Annotated in this window: 15 protein-coding genes and 1 pseudogene; 9 read left to right on the top strand and 7 right to left on the bottom strand. The window is 69.0% G+C overall.

Translation table 11 applies throughout. From position 1 onward, the window contains the following. Positions 1-7: 7 nt before the first annotated feature. Both ACAG20_RS00735 and ACAG20_RS00730 read left to right on the top strand, forming a co-directional pair. Complete coding sequence (locus ACAG20_RS00735) at positions 8-364, top strand: iron-sulfur cluster assembly accessory protein (protein ID WP_065025289.1); 357 nt, start codon at positions 8-10, stop codon at positions 362-364. A 122-nt stretch (positions 365-486) separates the two neighbouring features. Further along, positions 487-1,461 (top strand): carbohydrate kinase family protein, encoded by a 975-nt coding sequence (locus ACAG20_RS00730; protein WP_370491153.1) that lies wholly within the window; start codon positions 487-489, stop codon positions 1,459-1,461. Positions 1,462-1,505: 44 nt separating this feature from the next. On the opposite strand, the gene asnB is transcribed toward ACAG20_RS00730, so the two are convergent. After that, positions 1,506-3,485 (bottom strand): asparagine synthase (glutamine-hydrolyzing), encoded by a 1,980-nt coding sequence (gene asnB, locus ACAG20_RS00725; RefSeq protein WP_370491152.1) that lies wholly within the window; start codon positions 3,483-3,485, stop codon positions 1,506-1,508. Positions 3,486-3,713: 228 nt separating this feature from the next. On the opposite strand from asnB, the gene ACAG20_RS00720 reads away from it, so the two are divergent. The 4 genes from ACAG20_RS00720 (at position 3,714) to ACAG20_RS00705 (ending at position 6,853) form a co-directional block, all read left to right on the top strand. Further along, a complete protein-coding gene (locus ACAG20_RS00720) occupies positions 3,714-4,736 on the top strand; it encodes a cytochrome c oxidase subunit II (protein ID WP_370491403.1) in 1,023 nt (340 codons plus the stop codon). A gap of 9 nt (positions 4,737-4,745) precedes the next feature. Next, a complete protein-coding gene (locus ACAG20_RS00715; protein WP_013828639.1) occupies positions 4,746-5,165 on the top strand; it encodes a cytochrome c oxidase subunit 4 in 420 nt (139 codons plus the stop codon). Positions 5,166-5,297: 132 nt separating this feature from the next. Then, complete coding sequence (locus ACAG20_RS00710) at positions 5,298-6,206, top strand: MmpS family transport accessory protein (RefSeq protein WP_370491151.1); 909 nt, start codon at positions 5,298-5,300, stop codon at positions 6,204-6,206. Then, positions 6,206-6,853: a DUF2561 family protein gene (locus ACAG20_RS00705; protein ID WP_370491150.1), complete on the top strand. Its 648-nt coding sequence runs from the start codon at positions 6,206-6,208 to the stop codon at positions 6,851-6,853. The genes ACAG20_RS00710 and ACAG20_RS00705 overlap by 1 nt, the downstream gene beginning before the upstream one ends. Positions 6,854-6,859: 6 nt before the next feature. Here ACAG20_RS00705 and ACAG20_RS00700 read toward each other — a convergent pair whose 3' ends face one another. The 5 genes from ACAG20_RS00700 to ACAG20_RS00680 are packed head-to-tail and all read right to left on the bottom strand — an operon-like array spanning position 6,860 to position 11,807. Beyond that, positions 6,860-7,480 (bottom strand): pyridoxal 5'-phosphate synthase, encoded by a 621-nt coding sequence (locus ACAG20_RS00700; RefSeq protein ID WP_370491402.1) that lies wholly within the window; start codon positions 7,478-7,480, stop codon positions 6,860-6,862. Between the two features lie 49 nt (positions 7,481-7,529). Next, positions 7,530-9,158 carry a cytochrome bc complex cytochrome b subunit gene (locus ACAG20_RS00695; RefSeq protein ID WP_370491149.1) on the bottom strand — a complete coding sequence of 543 codons (1,629 nt, stop codon included), beginning with the start codon at positions 9,156-9,158 and terminating at the stop codon, positions 7,530-7,532. Next, positions 9,155-10,327, bottom strand: a complete 1,173-nt coding sequence (locus ACAG20_RS00690) for a ubiquinol-cytochrome c reductase iron-sulfur subunit (protein WP_370491148.1) — start codon at positions 10,325-10,327, stop codon at positions 9,155-9,157. Before ACAG20_RS00690 ends, ACAG20_RS00695 begins: the two co-directional genes overlap by 4 nt. Continuing rightward, positions 10,324-11,199, bottom strand: a complete 876-nt coding sequence (locus ACAG20_RS00685; RefSeq protein WP_234825777.1) for a c-type cytochrome — start codon at positions 11,197-11,199, stop codon at positions 10,324-10,326. Before ACAG20_RS00685 ends, ACAG20_RS00690 begins: the two co-directional genes overlap by 4 nt. Then, positions 11,196-11,807: a heme-copper oxidase subunit III gene (locus tag ACAG20_RS00680; protein ID WP_112688966.1), complete on the bottom strand. Its 612-nt coding sequence runs from the start codon at positions 11,805-11,807 to the stop codon at positions 11,196-11,198. Before ACAG20_RS00680 ends, ACAG20_RS00685 begins: the two co-directional genes overlap by 4 nt. A gap of 139 nt (positions 11,808-11,946) precedes the next feature. Here ACAG20_RS00680 and trpD point away from each other — a divergent pair, with 139 nt between their 5' ends. Then, positions 11,947-13,029, top strand: coding sequence for an anthranilate phosphoribosyltransferase (trpD, locus tag ACAG20_RS00675; protein ID WP_370491147.1), 1,083 nt, complete (start codon positions 11,947-11,949; stop codon positions 13,027-13,029). Here trpD and ACAG20_RS00670 read toward each other — a convergent pair. Next, a pseudogene (locus ACAG20_RS00670) lies at positions 12,967-14,805 on the bottom strand (DEDD exonuclease domain-containing protein); the annotation flags it as partial. The gene trpD and the pseudogene ACAG20_RS00670 overlap by 63 nt on opposite strands. 80 nt (positions 14,806-14,885) lie before the next feature. On the opposite strand from ACAG20_RS00670, the gene ACAG20_RS00665 reads away from it, so the two are divergent. Next, positions 14,886-15,161 carry a hypothetical protein gene (locus ACAG20_RS00665; protein ID WP_370491146.1) on the top strand — a complete coding sequence of 92 codons (276 nt, stop codon included), beginning with the start codon at positions 14,886-14,888 and terminating at the stop codon, positions 15,159-15,161. 159 nt (positions 15,162-15,320) lie between these two features. Continuing rightward, the gene (gene ripC / locus ACAG20_RS00660; RefSeq protein WP_370491145.1) at positions 15,321-16,478 is read left to right on the top strand and encodes a peptidoglycan hydrolase RipC; all 1,158 of its coding nucleotides are present in this window, start codon (positions 15,321-15,323) and stop codon (positions 16,476-16,478) included. Positions 16,479-16,539 lie beyond the last annotated feature (61 nt).

The following is a 16,539-nucleotide window of genomic DNA, read 5'->3' as shown; positions in this document are numbered from 1 at the left end:
AGACGCAATGACTGTTCAGGACCAGTCGACCACCGAGTCTCAGGGCGTGGTCTTGACCGATGAAGCCGCGGCCAAGGTGAAGTCGCTGCTGGCCCAGGAAGGCCGTGACGACCTGACCCTGCGCATCTCGGTTCAGCCGGGCGGCTGCGCCGGCCTGCGCTACAACCTGTTCTTCGACGACCGCACCCTCGACGGTGACGTGATCACCGACTTCAACGGGGTCAAGCTGGCCGTCGACCGGATGAGCGCCCCGTACCTGCAGGGTGCGGAGATCGGCTACGCCGACCAGATCGACAAGCAGGGTTTCACCATCGAGAACCCCAACGCGGGCGGCTCGTGCTCGTGCGGCGACTCATTCAACTGACCATCGGCAACCGCCCCTCGGCCTGACGGCTAGGCGCTGCCCGGCGACGAACCGGGTTGCACCGGCCGCTACCGTGGGAACCCACATTCAGGTCCACGTTGGCAACACGAGGGGGATAGTCAGTGACGATTGCGGTGACCGGTTCGATCGCAACCGATCATTTGATGCGCTTTCCGGGTCGGTTCTCCGAACAGTTGCTGGCCGATCACCTGCAGAAAGTCTCGCTGAGCTTCCTGGTCGACGGCCTGGTGGTGCACCGCGGCGGTGTGGCGGGCAACATCGCGTACGCGATCGGCGTGCTCGGCGGTGATGCCGCGCTGGTCGGCGCGGCCGGCGACGACTTCGCCGACTACCGCGACTGGCTGGCCTCCCACGGCGTCAACTGCGACAACGTGCTGGTCTCCGCGACGGCGCACACCGCGCGCTTCACCTGCACCACCGATATCGACATGGCCCAGATCGCCTCGTTCTATCCGGGCGCCATGTCGGAGGCACGCAACATCTCGCTGGCCCAGGTAGTGGAGCGCCTCGGCACCCCCGAACTCGTCATCATCGGAGCCAACGACCCTGAGGCGATGTTCAGCCACACCGAGGAGTGCCGCAAGCTCGGCCTGGCGTTCGCCGCGGACCCGTCCCAGCAGCTGGCCCGCCTGACCGGTGAGGAGATCCGCCGGCTCATCGACGGTGCCACCTACCTGTTCACCAACGACTATGAGTGGGATCTGCTGCTGTCGAAGACCGGTTGGACCGAGGCCGACGTCATGAAGCAGGTGGGCCTGCGGGTCACCACGCTGGGCGGCAACGGCGTGGACATCGTCAACCCCGACGGTTCGCGGATCCATGTCGGCGTGGTACCCGAGAAGGCCCAGACCGACCCGACCGGAGTCGGTGACGCCTTCCGGGCCGGTTTCCTGACCGGCCGCAGCGCCGGGCTGAGCCTGGAGCGCTCCGCGCAACTCGGTTCCCTCGTCGCGGTGCTGGTGCTCGAATCCACCGGAACCCAGGAGTGGTCGTGGGACCGCGACGTCGCGCTCGCCAGGCTGGCCGACGCCTACGGCGACGCCCCCGCCGCGGAGATCGGCGCCGCACTCAAATAACCCGCCGAGCAGTCACGAAAGCGCCCGAATCCGCTGTTCGCGCCTTACAGCTGTACCGGGTACGTCGGCTCGCTGATCTGCGGGACCACCGAATGCTCGACGAAGATGGCGTGCCAGAGCAGGAAGATCAGCATGGTCCACAGCCGCCGGCTGTGATCGGCGGTGCCGGCCCGGTGCTCGTCGAGCATGGTGCGCACCGCGGCGACGTCGATCAGCTGGGCAGCGGGAGTGGCGGCGGCGCCATCGACGGTGGCGTAGGCCCACTCCAGCAGTTCACCGGCGCGCAGCCAGTGCCGCAGCGGCACCGGGAAACCGAGCTTGGGCCGATGCAGCACGTGCGCGGGGATGATCGGCTCCAGCGCACGGCGCAGCGCGTACTTGGTGGTGGTGCGGGTGATCTTGGCCGACGCCGGCAGCCGGGAGGCGACCGCGAACACCTCCGGGTCCAGGAACGGCACCCGCAACTCCAGTGAGTTGGCCATGGTCATCTTGTCCGCCTTGACCAGGATGTCGCCGCGCAGCCAGGTGAACAGGTCGATGTGCTGCATCCGGGCCACCGGATCCCAGCCCGCTGATTCGGCATACAGCGGCGCGGTCACATCGGTGTGCGTCCACTCGGGGGAGAAGCCGGGCAATACCGCGCGCAGCTGCTCGTCGGAGAAGCTACGGGCGTTGCCGTAGTAGCGCTCCTCGAGCGTCAGCGACCCGCGGTGCAGCAGGCTCTTGCCGCGCATCCCGTCCGGAAGCGGCTTGGACACCTTGCCCATCGACCGGCGTACCGGTGCCGGCAGGTAGTTGAACGGCCGCAGCGACAGCGGCTCGCGGTAGATGGTGTAGCCGCCGAACAATTCGTCGGCACCCTCGCCGGAGAGCACCACCTTGACGTGCTTGCGGGCCTCGGCGGCGATGAAGTACAGCGGGACCAGGGCCGGGTCGGCGACCGGGTCGTCGAGGTACCAGACGATCTCGGGCAGGGCGGCGACGAATTCGGCCGGGCTGACCACTTTGACCACATGCCGGGCGCCGATCGCCTCGGCGGACGCCGCGGCGACGTCGATCTCGGAGAAGCCCTCCCGCTCGAACCCGGTGGTGAACGTGATCAGCTTCGGGTTGTGGCGCATCGCCAACGCGGCGATCGCAGTGGAATCGATCCCGCCGGAGAGGAACGCGCCCACCGTGACGTCGGCCCGCATGTGCTTGGCGACCGAGTCCTCCAGCACCGCGGTGATCTCGTCGTAGCGGGCCTGTTCGGTGTCGCGGCTGATCGGGGTGGCGTCGAATCGGGGCTTGAAGTAGCGGGTGATCTCCGGGACCGGCCGGTCCGGGCTGATCCGCGTCCAGCAGCCCGACTCCAGCCGCCGCACCCCGCGGTGCAGTGTTTCGGGTTCGGGCACGTACTGCAGCACGGTGTAGTGCTGCAGTGCCCGCCTGTCGATGCCGGCATCGCCGACGTCGAAGCCCACCAGGGCGGCCATGTCGAGCAGGGACTTCTTCTCGCTGCCCACCGCGGTGCCGCCCGGCCCGCTGGCCATGAACAGCGGCTTGATCCCGAACGGGTCGCGAGCGCAGAACAGTTCGCCGCGCACGGTGTCCCACAGTGCGAAGGCGAACATGCCGCGCAGCCGCGGCAGCACGTCGGTGCCCCAGTAGTGGTAGCCGGCGACGATCGCCTCCCCGTCACCGTCGGTGTGGAAGACGGCGCCGTGGGTTGCGGCCAACTCCTCACGCAGCTCGAGGTAGTTGTAGATCTCCCCGTTGAACACCAGTACGTAGCGGTCGGCCTGTTCAGCGGGCCCCCAGCGCAACGGCTGATGCGAATGCTCGATGTCGATGATCGACAACCGGTTGAAGCCCAGGGCGACGCCGTCGCCGGTCCAGGTGCCCAGTTCGTCGGGCCCCCGATGGCGCATCAGGTGCGCCGCCCGCTCGACCGTGGTGACAATGTCGGTGCGGTCGCCCGAATCCGCCGCGGCGGGGTCGGCGGTGCCGGCCGGGGCACGCACGAAGGCCAGCAGTCCACACATCGGGTCTCAGTATGCCGCACCGGGATCGGTCTCAGACCGCGTAGGCCTGCCCAGGCCCGGTGGTGGGCCCGACCGGACCGGCCAACCGGCAGGTCAGCCGAACCGGGGTGACTCGGGTGGTCTACGCTGCGTAGTATTCGACTGCTCCGCCGGTTTTGGCCGGCCCGGTCTGTGACTCGAGGAGGCACCAACGTGACACGTCGCGGGCAGGGCGTTGTGCTCAGCCGTCTGCTTCGGCCGCTGGCGGGAGCCGGCGTACTCGGGCTACTGGCGGTGACACTCAGCGGCTGCAGCTTCGACTGGACCGACGTGGTCGGTTTCGGCTGGCCCAAGGGCATCACGCCCGAGGCCGAGGCCAACTACAAGCTGTGGCTGGGCATGGTCATCGCCTCGGTGGTGATCGGCGGGATGGTCTGGGTAATGATCTTCTGGTCGGCGTTCTTCCACCGCAAGAAGGCGACCGACACCGAACTGCCGCGCCAGTTCGGCTACAACATGCCGCTGGAACTCGGGCTGACCGTGCTGCCGTTCCTGGCGATCGCGGTGATCTTCTACTTCACCGTCGTCGTGCAGGAGAAGATGCTGCACCACGAACCCGACCCCGAGGTGGTCGTCAACGTCACCGCGTTCCAGTGGAACTGGAAATTCGGCTACCAGAAGGTCGACTTCCGCGACGGCACGCTGAGCTACGACGGCGCGGACCAGCAGCGTAAGGATGCGCTGATCTCCAAGCCGGAAGGCGTCGACGAGCACGGCGAGGAGCTGGTCGGGCCGATCCGTGGCCGCAACACCGAGGACCGCAGTTACCTCAACTTCGACAAGGTCGAGACACTCGGCACCACGAACGAGGTGCCGGTGCTGGTGGTGCCCAGCGGCAAGCGCATCGAGTTCGTGCTGAACTCCGCCGATGTCATCCACTCGTTCTGGGTGCCGGAGTTCCTGTTCAAGCGTGACGTGATCGCCTGGCCCGAGCGCAACAACCAGGTGAACACCTTCCAGGTCTCCGAGATCCAGAAGGAAGGGGCGTTCGTCGGTCACTGCGCCGAGATGTGCGGCACGTACCACGCGATGATGAACTTCGAGGTCCGGGTGGTCTCGCCCAACGACTTCAAGGCCTACCTCGGCCAGCGCATCGCCGGGAAGAGCAACGCCGAGGCGCTCGAGGCGATCAACCAGGAGCCGTTGGCCGTCACCACGCAACCGTTCGATAGCCGGCGCGGCCTGCTGGCCCCGCAAGCCAGCGACAAGTAGGGACGATCCATGCGCATCGAATCCAGGCTGTTCGAGTTCGTGGCCACCTTCTTCGTGGTCGTCGGTGTGGTCTACGCCGTACTGACGTCGTTGTTCGCCACCGGTGGCGTGGAGTGGGCCGGTAGCACGGCGCTGATCCTGACCGGGGTGATGGCGCTGATCGTGGCTACCTTCTTTCGGTTCGTTGCTCGCCGGCTCGACACCCGTCCCGAGGACTACGAGGCGGCCGAGATCAGTGACGGCGCCGGGGAGTTGGGTTTCTTCAGCCCCCACAGCTGGTGGCCGATTTTGATCGCGCTGTCCGGATCGGTGGCCGCCGTCGGGATCGCGTTGTGGCTGCCGTGGCTGATCACCGCCGGCGTGGTGCTGGTGATATCGAGCGTGGCCGGGCTGGTCTTCGAGTACTACATCGGCCCCGAGAAACACTGAGCCGGTCCGCACGCACCGCCGTGTCGACCCGTTTGGGTAGGGTTGCCGGTGCACAATGACCAACGGTGGTCGAATTCGACCGCGGTGGGTGGCGCGTGCGCGGGCGCACAGGTTGGAACAGGATAGGCGGGAATGAGCGGGCCGAATCCCCCGGAGTCGGGTTCTGGAGACGACGTCCCCGGCAACGGTCAGCCGGCCGCCGAACCGGCTCCGGAAGCGGTACCGGGCGCGGTCGGCGACAGGGACATCCCGGCGATCGACGATGTAGCGGCCACCCCCGGCGGGACCCCCGACAACACGGCGTACTCGCGGGCCTATTCGGCGCCGGAGTCCGAGCAGTTCTTGACCGGCCCCTACGTGCCGCCCGACCCGCGGTTGTACGACTACGACAACTACAACGTGCCCGAGGAGCCGGACCCGCACGCCAAGACGCCGCGCTGGCCCTGGGTGGTCGGGGTCACCGTGATCATCGCCGCGATCTCCCTGGTGGTGTCGGTGGCACTGTTGTTCGCCCGCACCGAGACGCACGACCTGGCCACTCCGGCCCCGACCAGCACCACCGTGTCGCACCCGCCGGTGCAGGACGAGATCACCAAGACCAGCATCCCGACCACCACCGTGCCGCCGCCCCCGCCCCCGTCGAGTGAGGAGCCGCCGCCCCCGCCGCCGCCGAGCGAGGAGCCGCCGCCACCGCCGCCCCCGCCGGTTGAGACCCCCGCCCCCGAACCGTCCACCACGACACCGGAGCCCACCACGACCACGCAGGCCAAGCCGATGCAGGTGACCTATTCGGTCACCGGCACCAAGGCGCCGTTCGACCAGATCACGATCACCTACGTCGACGCCTCCGGGCAACGGCGGACGCAACGCAACGCCTACATCCCGTGGTCGTTGACGTTGACCCCGATCTCCCAGTCGGAGATCGGTTCGGTGGAGGCGTCCAGCATGCTGCGGCTGAGCAAGCTCAACTGTTCGATCACCAGCAGTGACGGTAGGGTGCTGTCCTCCAACAGCAACGACGCACCGGCGACGAGCTGCTGATGGTCGGCAGAAACATCGCGGACCGATTCGTCCACCCCGGGCAGTCCCCGGAGGTCACCGACCGAGTGCTGCTCGGTGTCTGCGCGGCGATCTGGCTGACACTACTGGGCATGAGTGTGGCGGCCACGGTCGCGCTGGTCGACCTCGGGCGGGGTTTCGACCAGCCGACGGAGAGTTCCGGCACCGGCCTGCTGTACATCGTCATCGGCGTCTCCGCTCTGGTCATCCTGGCTGCGGTCCCGGTGCTGCTGCGAGCCCGGCAGGCCGGGCCGGCGCGGCGATCCGCCGACTTCGCGCCGCCACCGCCGGCGGCGGCCGGGCCGCGGCCACGGCCCGGGGCACCGCTGCCACAGCGCGGGTTCGACGCTCCGGGCCGCCGGTCGGCCGCCACGCGACCGGCGTTGCTGCCCAACCAGGCGCAGGTCGACCGGGTGCTGTTGCGCGGCGTCACGGTACTCGGCAGCGCCTTCGGCGGTGCGTTGACCATGGTCGCCGCCGCGACCTATCTGATGGCGGTCGGCAAGGACACCGGCTCATGGGTCTGCTACGGGCTGGCCGGCGCGATCACGCTCGCCATGCCGGTGATCCCGTGGCTGTACCTGCGCCGGCTGGGCGAGGTGCTCGAACTGCCGTCCCGGTTCGGCTGACGCCCCTTACGGCCACAGCAGCGTCGTGGCCCAACCCTCGCCGTCGCGCTCGTAACGCAGCCTGCGGTGCCGCCGATCCGGGTCGGATTGCCAGAATTCGACGGTGTCGGCGCGTACCGCATAGGAGACCCAGTCTGCGGGGACCAGGGTGGGGGACCGGTCCAACTCCAGGCGAGCCTTCGCTAGCGCCTCACTGATCTCGATGGGATCGCAGTAGGGCTGACTCTGGCGCCCGGTCAACGCCATCGCGCGGGCGCCGTCGGAGCGGGCCCGGAAGTCCTCGGCCGTCAGCTGCGGTGGGTCGGCATGCGCAACTCCCTCGACCCTGACCTGCCGGCCCAGCGCGGGCCAGTAAAACGTCAGCGCCACAGCGGGATTGCGTGCCAGCTCGGCGCCCTTGCGGCTCACCGAGCTGACCGCGAAATGCCATCCCGCGCCGTCGACGTCCTTGAGGATCAGGACCCGCGCCGACGGGCGCGGTTCGGCGAATCCGGACACCGTCGACACCGTCATGGCGTGCGGCTCGGCGACACCGCTGTCGACGGCGTGCAGCAGCCACCGGGTAAACAGCTCCACCGGATCCCCGGGTGCTAGCGCCGGATCGAACTCCGGCGCGGAACCGGCCAGAACCGGAAGCCTGCGCAGCAGGCTGCGCAGCTCCCCCGATCGCCCGGGGTCAGTGCTGCTGGCCGTTACCGTCGCCGTCCTGGCGCTCGGCCAGCGCGGTCAGCGCGCGCCGTTCGCTGGCGTGGGCGGCCTCGTTGAGCGCGGCGTCCTCGGAGGCCGGGTCCGCGGTCAGGAAGCTGCCCCTGCCGGGGGCGCCGCCCGAGCCGAGCTTGTTCATCCGCTTGGGCAGCGGCGCACCGGCGTACTCCAGCGGAATCGGGTGACCGTGCTCGTCGACCGGGCCCAGCGGCTGGTGCAACTCGATGTAGGCGCCGTGCGGCAACCGCTTGATGATGCCGGTCTCGACACCGTGCTCGAGCACGTCGCGGTCACTGCGCTGCAACCCGAGGCACCACCGATAGGTGGCGAAGAACATGATCGGCGGCAGTATCACCATCCCGATGCGTCCGATCCAGGTCGTCGCATTCAGCGAGATGTGGAACTTCCACGCGATGATGTCGTTCATCGCCGCCAGGGTCAGCACCATGTAGAAGCTGATCGCCATCGCGCCGATCCCGGTCCGGACCGGAGCGTCCCGCGGACGCTGCAGCAGGTTGTGGTGGGCGTAGTCCCCGGTGAACCGCTTCTCCAGGAACGGGTAGATGATCAGCAGGATGAAGACCGCGCCCATGATCAGCGCGACGCCGACCGAGCCGGGCACGGTGTGCCCGAAGGGGTAGAACTCCCATGCCGGCCAGAGCCGCGCCATCCCTTCGGTCCACATCATGTAGAAGTCCGGCTGGCTGCCTGCCGACACCTGAGATGGCCGGTAGGGCCCCAGGTTCCAGATCGCGTTGATCTGCAGCAGCCCGCCCATCAGGCCGAGGATGCCGGTGATGATCGCGAAAAACGCACCGGACTTGATCGCGAAGACCGGCAGCACCCGCACGCCGACGACGTTGCTCTCGGTGCGGCCGGGCCCGGGGAACTGGGTGTGCTTCTGGAACCACACCAGCGCCATGTGCACACCGATCAAGGCCAGGATGATGCCCGGCAGCAGCAGGATGTGCAGGGCGTAGAGCCGGGGGATCAGGATGGTGCCCGGGAAGTCGCCGCCGAACAGCGCCCAGTGCAACCAGGTTCCGATGACCGGCATACCCAGCGTGATCGACGACAGTGCGGCCCGGATGCCGATCCCGGACAGCAGGTCGTCGGGCAGTGAGTAGCCGAAATAGCCCTCGAACATCGCCAGGATCAACAACAGTGACCCGACCACCCAGTTCGCCTCGCGCGGCCGGCGGAACGCGCCGGTGAAGAAGATGCGCGCCAGGTGCACCATGATCGACGCGGCGAACATCAGCGCCGCCCAGTGGTGCACCTGCCGGACGAACAGCCCGCCGCGGACCTCGAAGGAGATGTTCAGTGCGGTCTCGTAGGCCCGCGACATCTGCACCCCGTTGAGCGGCTGATAGACGCCGTGGTAGATGACCTCGGCCATCGACGGGTCGAAGAACAGTGTCAGGTAGACACCGGACAGCAACAGGATGATGAAGCTGTACAACGCGATCTCGCCGAGCAGGAACGACCAGTGCGTCGGGAAGACCTTGTTGAACTGGCGTCGCAGTGCCGCCGCCGGGTGGTAGCGGGTGTCGATGTCGTCTGCTTGACGGGCGAGCAGATCGCCGATTGCAGGGCTCATGAGGTGCGCTCCCAGAAGGCCGGTCCGACAGGTTCGACGAAGTCGCCGTTGGCGACCAGATACCCATTGGTGTCAATGGTGATCGGCAGCTGAGCCAGTGCGCGTGCCGCCGGGCCGAAGACCGGCTTGGCGAAGTGCAGCGCATCGAACTGCGACTGGTGGCACGGGCACAGGATCCGGTAGGTCTGCTGCTCGAACAGCGATGACGGGCAGCCGAGGTGCGAGCAGATCTTCGTGTAGGCGAAGAAGTCGCCGAAGTTGAAGCTCTCCTGGCCCTTGCGCTTGACCACGTTGGGCATGTCGTCGGGCCGGATGCGGATCAGCATCACCGGGTTACGGACGCCCATCATGATCTCGGTGAGCTTCTCGCGCGATTCCTCGGTGGTGCCGTCGCCGTCGGACTCCCGCCACGGGAAGACGGTCTCCATGCCGCCGGCGTCGAGGTCTTCGGGGCGCATCTTGATGAACGGCGAATTGGTGCTGTGCCCCGTGGCGCGGGCCAGGTAGATGGTCTCGCCGTGGTAGCGCGGGGTCCATCCCGAGGTCCACAGCATGGCCTTCTTGCCTTCGGCGGTGTCGACGACCGGCTTCCACGGGTTCTTGATCAGGCCGCCGGCCCCGGCCACCAGGGTGCCCAGCCCGAACGCGCCGAATCCGATGCCCAGCGACGCCCCGAGCAGCTTGCGCCGCCCGATCGTCGAGCCCTCGAATGCGTCGGTCAGCTGTGCCGCGACCGTCTTACGGTCCAGCTCGGCGGAGCTGCCGTCGTGGCGCTCCTGGATGGTGATCTCTTCGGGGATGAACTTCTTGACGAACATCACCGCGCCGATGCCGAGCAGCATCACCGAGAGCCCGAAGGTCAGCCCGTACAGCGGAGTGGCCAACGAGTAGGCGAATCCGCCCGCGGAGTCCACCGAGGCGTACTCCCAGGGCCAGAACACGAAGATCAGCAGCAGGGCGAGGCCGAAGCCGCCGGCGGCCAGAAACCAGCCGGCGACACTGCGCTCGGCCCGTTTCTCGGCCCGGGTGCCCTCGACCGGCCAGCGCGGCTCCTTGAAGATCGTCTCCACGCCGTCGATGCGGCCACCGAGCGCCAGCAGCTCCTCGGTGTTCATCGCGGCCAGCTCGGCCGCGTCGGGAATAGCGGTGTCCTTGCCGACCTCGGTCATGAGCGTGCCCCGATCCACAAAGCCGCGCCGATGGCAGCGACCATCCCGACAATCCACATCACCATGCCCTCCGGCGCCGGGCCGAAGCCGCCGAGCCCGTAACCGCCCGGATCATGTTCCTCGGTGACGGCTCTGACGTAGGCGATGATGTCCTTCTTCTCCTCCATAGAGATCTGCCGGTCGGAGAAGCGCGGCATGTTCTGCGGGCCGGTCACCATCGCGGTCAGGATCTGCTGCTCGTTGGCCGGTGCCAGGTCCGGTGCGTACTTGCCCGAGGACAGTGCGCCGCCCCGCCCGGTGAAGTTGTGGCAGGACGCGCAGTTGAGCCGGAACAGGTCGCCGCCGCGGCCCAGGTCGTCGCCGCGTAGCGAGGCCTGTGCGATGCTGCCGTCGGCGTCGCGGACCACGGTGGGGCCGCCGCCATTGGCCTGCACGTAGGCGCCCAGGGCGTCGATCTGGTTGTCGTCGAAGAGCGGGTACTTGCGGGGTGCCTGGGCCTCACCGCGGGCTGCGGGCATCCGCCCGGTCGAGACCTGGAAGTAGACGGCGGCTTCACCGACACCGATCAGGCTCGGTCCCCGTCCGGGCTCACCCTGCAGGTTGGCGCCGTGACAGCTCACACACGAGGTGTCGAACAGTTGCTTGCCGGTGCGCAGCAGCGCCGAGGCGGACTCGTCGGCGACGGCCAGCTGCGGGGTCGGGGTCACCACCGCGGCCAGTCCACCGGCCATGGCCAGTGCGACCAGCAGCAGCAGGCCGCCGGACAGCCGACGCCGGAGCCGGCGCCGGGCGACGGTTTGGTTGTGGTGAGGTCGGGCCCACTTCCTCAGTGTCTTCAACCGGACACTCCTGTTCATCGGGCGGTTGGTCATCGGATGAAGTAGATCGTGGCGAACAGTGCGATCCACACGATGTCGACGAAGTGCCAGTAGTACGACACGACGATCGACGCGGTGGCCTGTGCCGGGGTGAACTTGCTCATGGTGGTGCGCAGCATCAGGAAGACGAAGGCGATCAACCCGCCGATGACGTGCAGGCCGTGGAACCCGGTGGTCAGGTAGAACACGGTGCCGTAGGCGCTCGACGGGATCGTGGTGCCGTGCGAGATCAGGTGGTAATACTCGTAGGCCTGACCGCAGACGAAGAACGTGCCCATCAGGAACGTCACCAGATACCACCGGCGCAGCCCGAACACGTCGCCGCGCTCGGCGGCGAACACGCCCATCTGGCAGGTGAACGACGAGGCGATCAGCACCAGTGTCACCGGCACCGACTGCCACAGGTTCAACTCGGTCGGTGGTGGCGGCCAGGCGCCACCGGACTGTGCCCGGGCCGTGAAATACATGGCGAAAAGCCCGGCAAAGAACATCAACTCACTGGACAGCCACACGATGGTGCCCACGCTGACCATGTTGGGACGGTTCAGCGAATGCACACGCGACGTGATGGCAGTACCCGAGGACCCCACAGCGCTCGTCACATCCGCAAGTATGACGCTATGTAGTTGAAGATCTCCACCCGGGGCTGGCAATTCATCAGAAATGGTGTGGTGTAGGCCGTCACCTGCGGTGTTTGCGGGCGGCTTTGGTGGCCGGTGGGCCGCGTGCGACGATCTGCGCGTGGTCGAGCCCGGCGGTGAGGCGCAGCCGATAGCGCAGATAGCACAGTGGCGGCAGGTGCTGGGGTGCCTGACGTCCGGGGGGGACCTCGCCCGGGGCCAGGCGGCCTGGGCGATGGAGCAGATCATGGCCGGTGCCGCCACGTCGGCCCAGATCGCGGCCTTCGGTGTGGCGATGCAGATGAAGGGCCCCAACGCTGCCGAGGTCGGGGAGTTGGCCGACGTCATGTTGGCGCACGGTCGCAAGGTTCCCACCGAGGAGATCGGCACCGAGACCGTCGACGTGGTGGGCACCGGCGGGGACGGCGCCAACACCGTGAACCTGTCCACGATGGCCGCGATCGTGGTGGCCGCCGCCGGTGTGCCGGTGGTCAAACACGGCAACCGGTCGGCCAGCTCGCTGTCCGGCGGCGCCGACACGCTCGAAGCGCTGGGGGTGCGCATCGATCTGGGCCCCGACGCCGTCGCGCGCAGCGTCGCCGAGGTCGGCATCGGGTTCTGCTTCGCCCCGCAGTTCCAGCCGTCCTACCGCAACGCGTCACTGGCGCGGCGCGAGATCGGCGTGCCGACGGTGTTCAATCTGCTGGGCCCGCTGACCAACCCGGCCAGGCCGCGGGCCGGCCTGATCGGCTGCGCGTTCGGTGATTTGGCCGAGGTGATGGCCGGGGTGTTCGCCGCCCGGCGGGCCAGCGTGCTGGTGGTGCACGGCGACGACGGCCTCGACGAACTGACCACGACCACCACCAGCACCATCTGGCGGGTGCAGGCCGGCACGATCGACCGGCTGACCTTCGACCCGGCCGGGTTCGGGTTCGCCCGCGCCGAGGTGCACGAGCTGCTCGGCGGCGACGCGCAGGCCAACGCCGAGGAGGCCCGGTCGGTGCTGGCCGGAGCGCCGGGCCCGGTACGCGACGCCGTGGTGCTCAATGCCGCCGGTGCGATCGTGGCGTATGCCGGGCTATCCAGCAGCGCTGAATGGCTGCCGGCCTGGGAGGACGGGCTGCAGCGCGCTGTCGCGGCGATAGACAGCGGTGCGGCCGAACAACTGCTCGCTCGTTGGGTCCGCTTCGGCACTCAGCTCTGAGGCCAGTCGGGCCGAGCGGGCCTGGGCCGCCCACGCCATCCACGGCCCGGCCGAGGCCAGCGGCTCTGCCCAGCCGCCGCCTTCGGCGGCGCCCTCGACCCGCACGATGCGCACGCCGGGAGCCGCCAGCCAGCGGGCGATGAGCGCGGTCTCCTCGACCAGGGCCCCGCCAGCCGGGGCCGGCTCGGGCGTCACCGCCTGGGCACCCAGCGTGATCGCGTCGACGACGGGCATCGGCGGCACGCCGCGCGGCGCGTTGCCGGCGGCGGCCAGCCGGCCATGACGGATCACCGCGAGCCGCCACCCGCCGGTGCCGTCCGGGGCGGCGGCCACCAACTCCGGCAGTGCGGCCAGCGCGCGGGCGCGCTGGCTTCGCCACAGGATCTCGATGGTGGTCGCCGCACGGTCGCGCAGCCGTGCGGCGCTCTCGTAGTGGCCCCGAGCGGCCAGCGCGGTCACCTGGTGCACCGCGGCGCCTAACGCGCTGTTGTCGGTGCCTGCTATCAACGCGGCGGCCCGCTGGACGGTTGCGGCGTACTGCGCGGCGGTGATGTCGGGTGCGGCGGGGCACGGGCTGACTTCGGCCGGCGGGCAGGTGTGCCGGCCGGTACGGCTCAACCGCGTTGTGCAGGTTCGGATTCCGGTGAAACGCGCTAGCAGCGCCGCCGTCGCGGCGGCGTCGGCGCGGGAACGGAAGGGGCCGATCACCCGGTCGTGCCGGGGCGCGCGCACCACCGACAGTCGTGGGAAGGCCTCCTGCGAAAGCGTGATCCACCACCACCGCCGCGGAAACTTCGAGCGCCGGTTGTAGGGCGGGGCGTGCGCGGCCAGCAGGCGCAGCTCGTGTACCCCGGCCTCGAGCGGGTGCGCGCATTCGACGTGGTCGATCCGCGTCGCCAGGGCCACCATCTCGGTGATGCGACTGCGCCGATCGGATCCGTTGAAGTACCCACCGGCCCGGCGGCGCAGGTCGGTGGCGGTGCCGATGTAGAGCACTTCGTCGGACGGCCCGCGGAACAGGTAGACACCCGGCCGGTGCGGAAGCGCCTCGGCCAGGGTGCGTTTGCGGCGCTGGGCCGGGGTGGCGTGCGACAGGTAGGCGCGGAGGTCGGCGAAGGTGTGCACCCGCTGGTTGCCGACCCGCTCGATGAGGGCGTGCAGGACGTCGACGGTGGCGCGGGCGTCATCGAGAGCCCGATGGGTGGGTGTGGTGCTGACCGCGAACAGCCGGGCCAACTCGGCCAGTCGCACGCTGGGCGCCTCCTCCCGACTGAGCACCCGGCGTGCCAGCCGGACCGTGCACAGCACCGGCGGCCGCGGCCAGCCCAGCCCGCAGTGTTGCGCGGCGGCGGTCAGGAACCCGACGTCGAAACCGGCGTTGTGGGCGACCAGCACGGTGTCATTGCCGCCGTTGCGGGCTGAGCCGAACCCGGCGAACTCCAGAAACATCGGCAGGACGGCATCGATCGTGGGCGCGTCGTGCACCATCGCGGTGGTGATCCCGGTCAGCCGGACGATCTGCGGCGGGATGCCGCGCTGCGGGTTGATCAAGGTGGCGAACTCCCCCTGGACCACGCCGCCGCGCACCTTGACCGCGCCGATCTCGGTGATGGCGTCGACGGCGCCGTCGACGGCGGGGGAGGCGCGGGCGCCGGTGGTCTCCAGGTCCACCACCACGAAGGTGGTCTCCCGCAGTGCCTGGGCGGCCGGTGTGGCTTCGAGCTGGGCCTGGAGTTGCACAAAACTCAGCTGCCCGGCGTCAGCGCGCGAAGTCATGGCCCGAACCTAGGCCGACGCACCGACAGCTGTCGGTGGGCACGGTTAGCGTGCCGGCAACCGATCGAGAGGAATCACCAATGGGACAGATCTCGGGCCACTCGGGACACTCGGAGCGCACTGACGCACCGCGCGTCGACCCGGAGCCGGTGGTGATCGACTGTGACCACTGCGCGGTACGGGGACCCGCCTGCCGGGATTGCGTGGTCAGCGTGCTGCTGGGAGTGCCCACCGAGCTGCTGGAGGACGAGCGGGCGGCCCTGGACGTGCTCGCCGAGGCCGGGATGGCGCCGCGGTTGCGGCTGGTCCCGATCCGCCGGGACGGCGGCCCGGCGCGCCGCTCCGGCGTGGCCTGATCGGCGGCGCGCCGCTTCGGGCCCCGCCCGAAGCCGGGTGTTAAAGTGGCGGCTCGCGATGGACAACGCCGTTGCCATTTCGTAACCTGTTCGAGACCTTACGTACTTTCGGCGGCGGCACAGCCACGTACCTCCCTGGGCAGTGTTAAGGATGCAATCTTGAAGCTCGAACGTATGCGGTGGAATCTGCGTGCTTTTAGGCGTCCTGCTCTCGGTGTCGCGACTGCTCTGGTGGTCGGCGTCACGACCCTGACCGGCACCTGGGCCGGCAGCGTGTCTGCCGATCCGGCCGACGACGCGCTGGCGAAACTCAGCGAGTTGTCCCGCCAGGCCGAGCAGACCACCGAGGCGATGCACACCGCGCAGCTCAACCTCGACCGGAAGCTGGCCGAACAGCAGGCCGCGGACCGGGCGCACGCCGACGACCAGGCCGCGCTCGCTGCCGCCAAGGAACAACTGTCCAGCTACCGTTCGGCGGTCAACCGGTTCGCCGCCACCACCTACATGGGTGGCCGGGTCGGGGGCATGGACGCCATCCTGACCGCCGAGTCACCGCAGCAGCTGATCGACAAGCTCGCCGTGCAGCGGGTGGTTGCCAGCGACCTGTCGGTGCAGCTGGAGCGGTTCCGGGTGGCCAGCGAGCAGGCCGACCAGGCCGAGCAGGCGTCCGCCAAGTCGGCCGAGGAGGCCCGGACCGCGGCCGAGCAGGCCGCCGCCGTGCGCGCCGAACTACAGGCCAAGCAGAGCCGGCTGCAGCTGCAGATCTCGGTGGTCAAATCGCAGTACTACGCGCTCACGCCGCAGCAGCGCACCGCGATGGCCGAGCCCGGGCCGGTCCCGGAAGCCGCACCGGGCGAGCCCGGCCCCGACGGAGCGCCCCCGGCTCCCGGATTCGGAATCCCCGGGTTCCCGATCCCCGGTTCCGATGCGCCACCCCCGATGGAGATGGGCGCGCCCGGTGGTGGAAGCGGCGGTGCCGCGACCGCCGTTCAAGCCGCGTTGACCCAGGTCGGCACCCCTTACGTCTGGGGTGGGGCCGCACCGGGCGGGTTCGACTGCTCCGGGCTGGTGATGTGGGCGTTCAACCAGGCCGGGATCAACCTGCCGCACTCCAGTCAGGCGCAGGCCAGCGGCGGACAGCCGGTGGCGCTGTCGGACCTGCAGCCGGGCGACGTGCTGACCTTCTACTCGGATGCCTCCCACTCCGGCATCTACGTCGGCGACGGCATGATGGTCCACTCGTCGACCTACGGTCAGCCGGTCCGGGTGGTGCCGATGACCTCGTCCGGCCCGATCCACAACGCGCGCCGTTACTGAGCGCCGCGGACTCCGCCGCCTGCTGGCCGCGCTGCTGGCAGCCGAGCTGATCGGCGGCGTC

The organism is Mycobacterium sp. pW045, from assembly GCF_041287085.1.
Lineage (GTDB): Bacteria > Actinomycetota > Actinomycetes > Mycobacteriales > Mycobacteriaceae > Mycobacterium > Mycobacterium algericum_A.
This window is presented reverse-complemented; position numbering and strand designations above follow the sequence as displayed.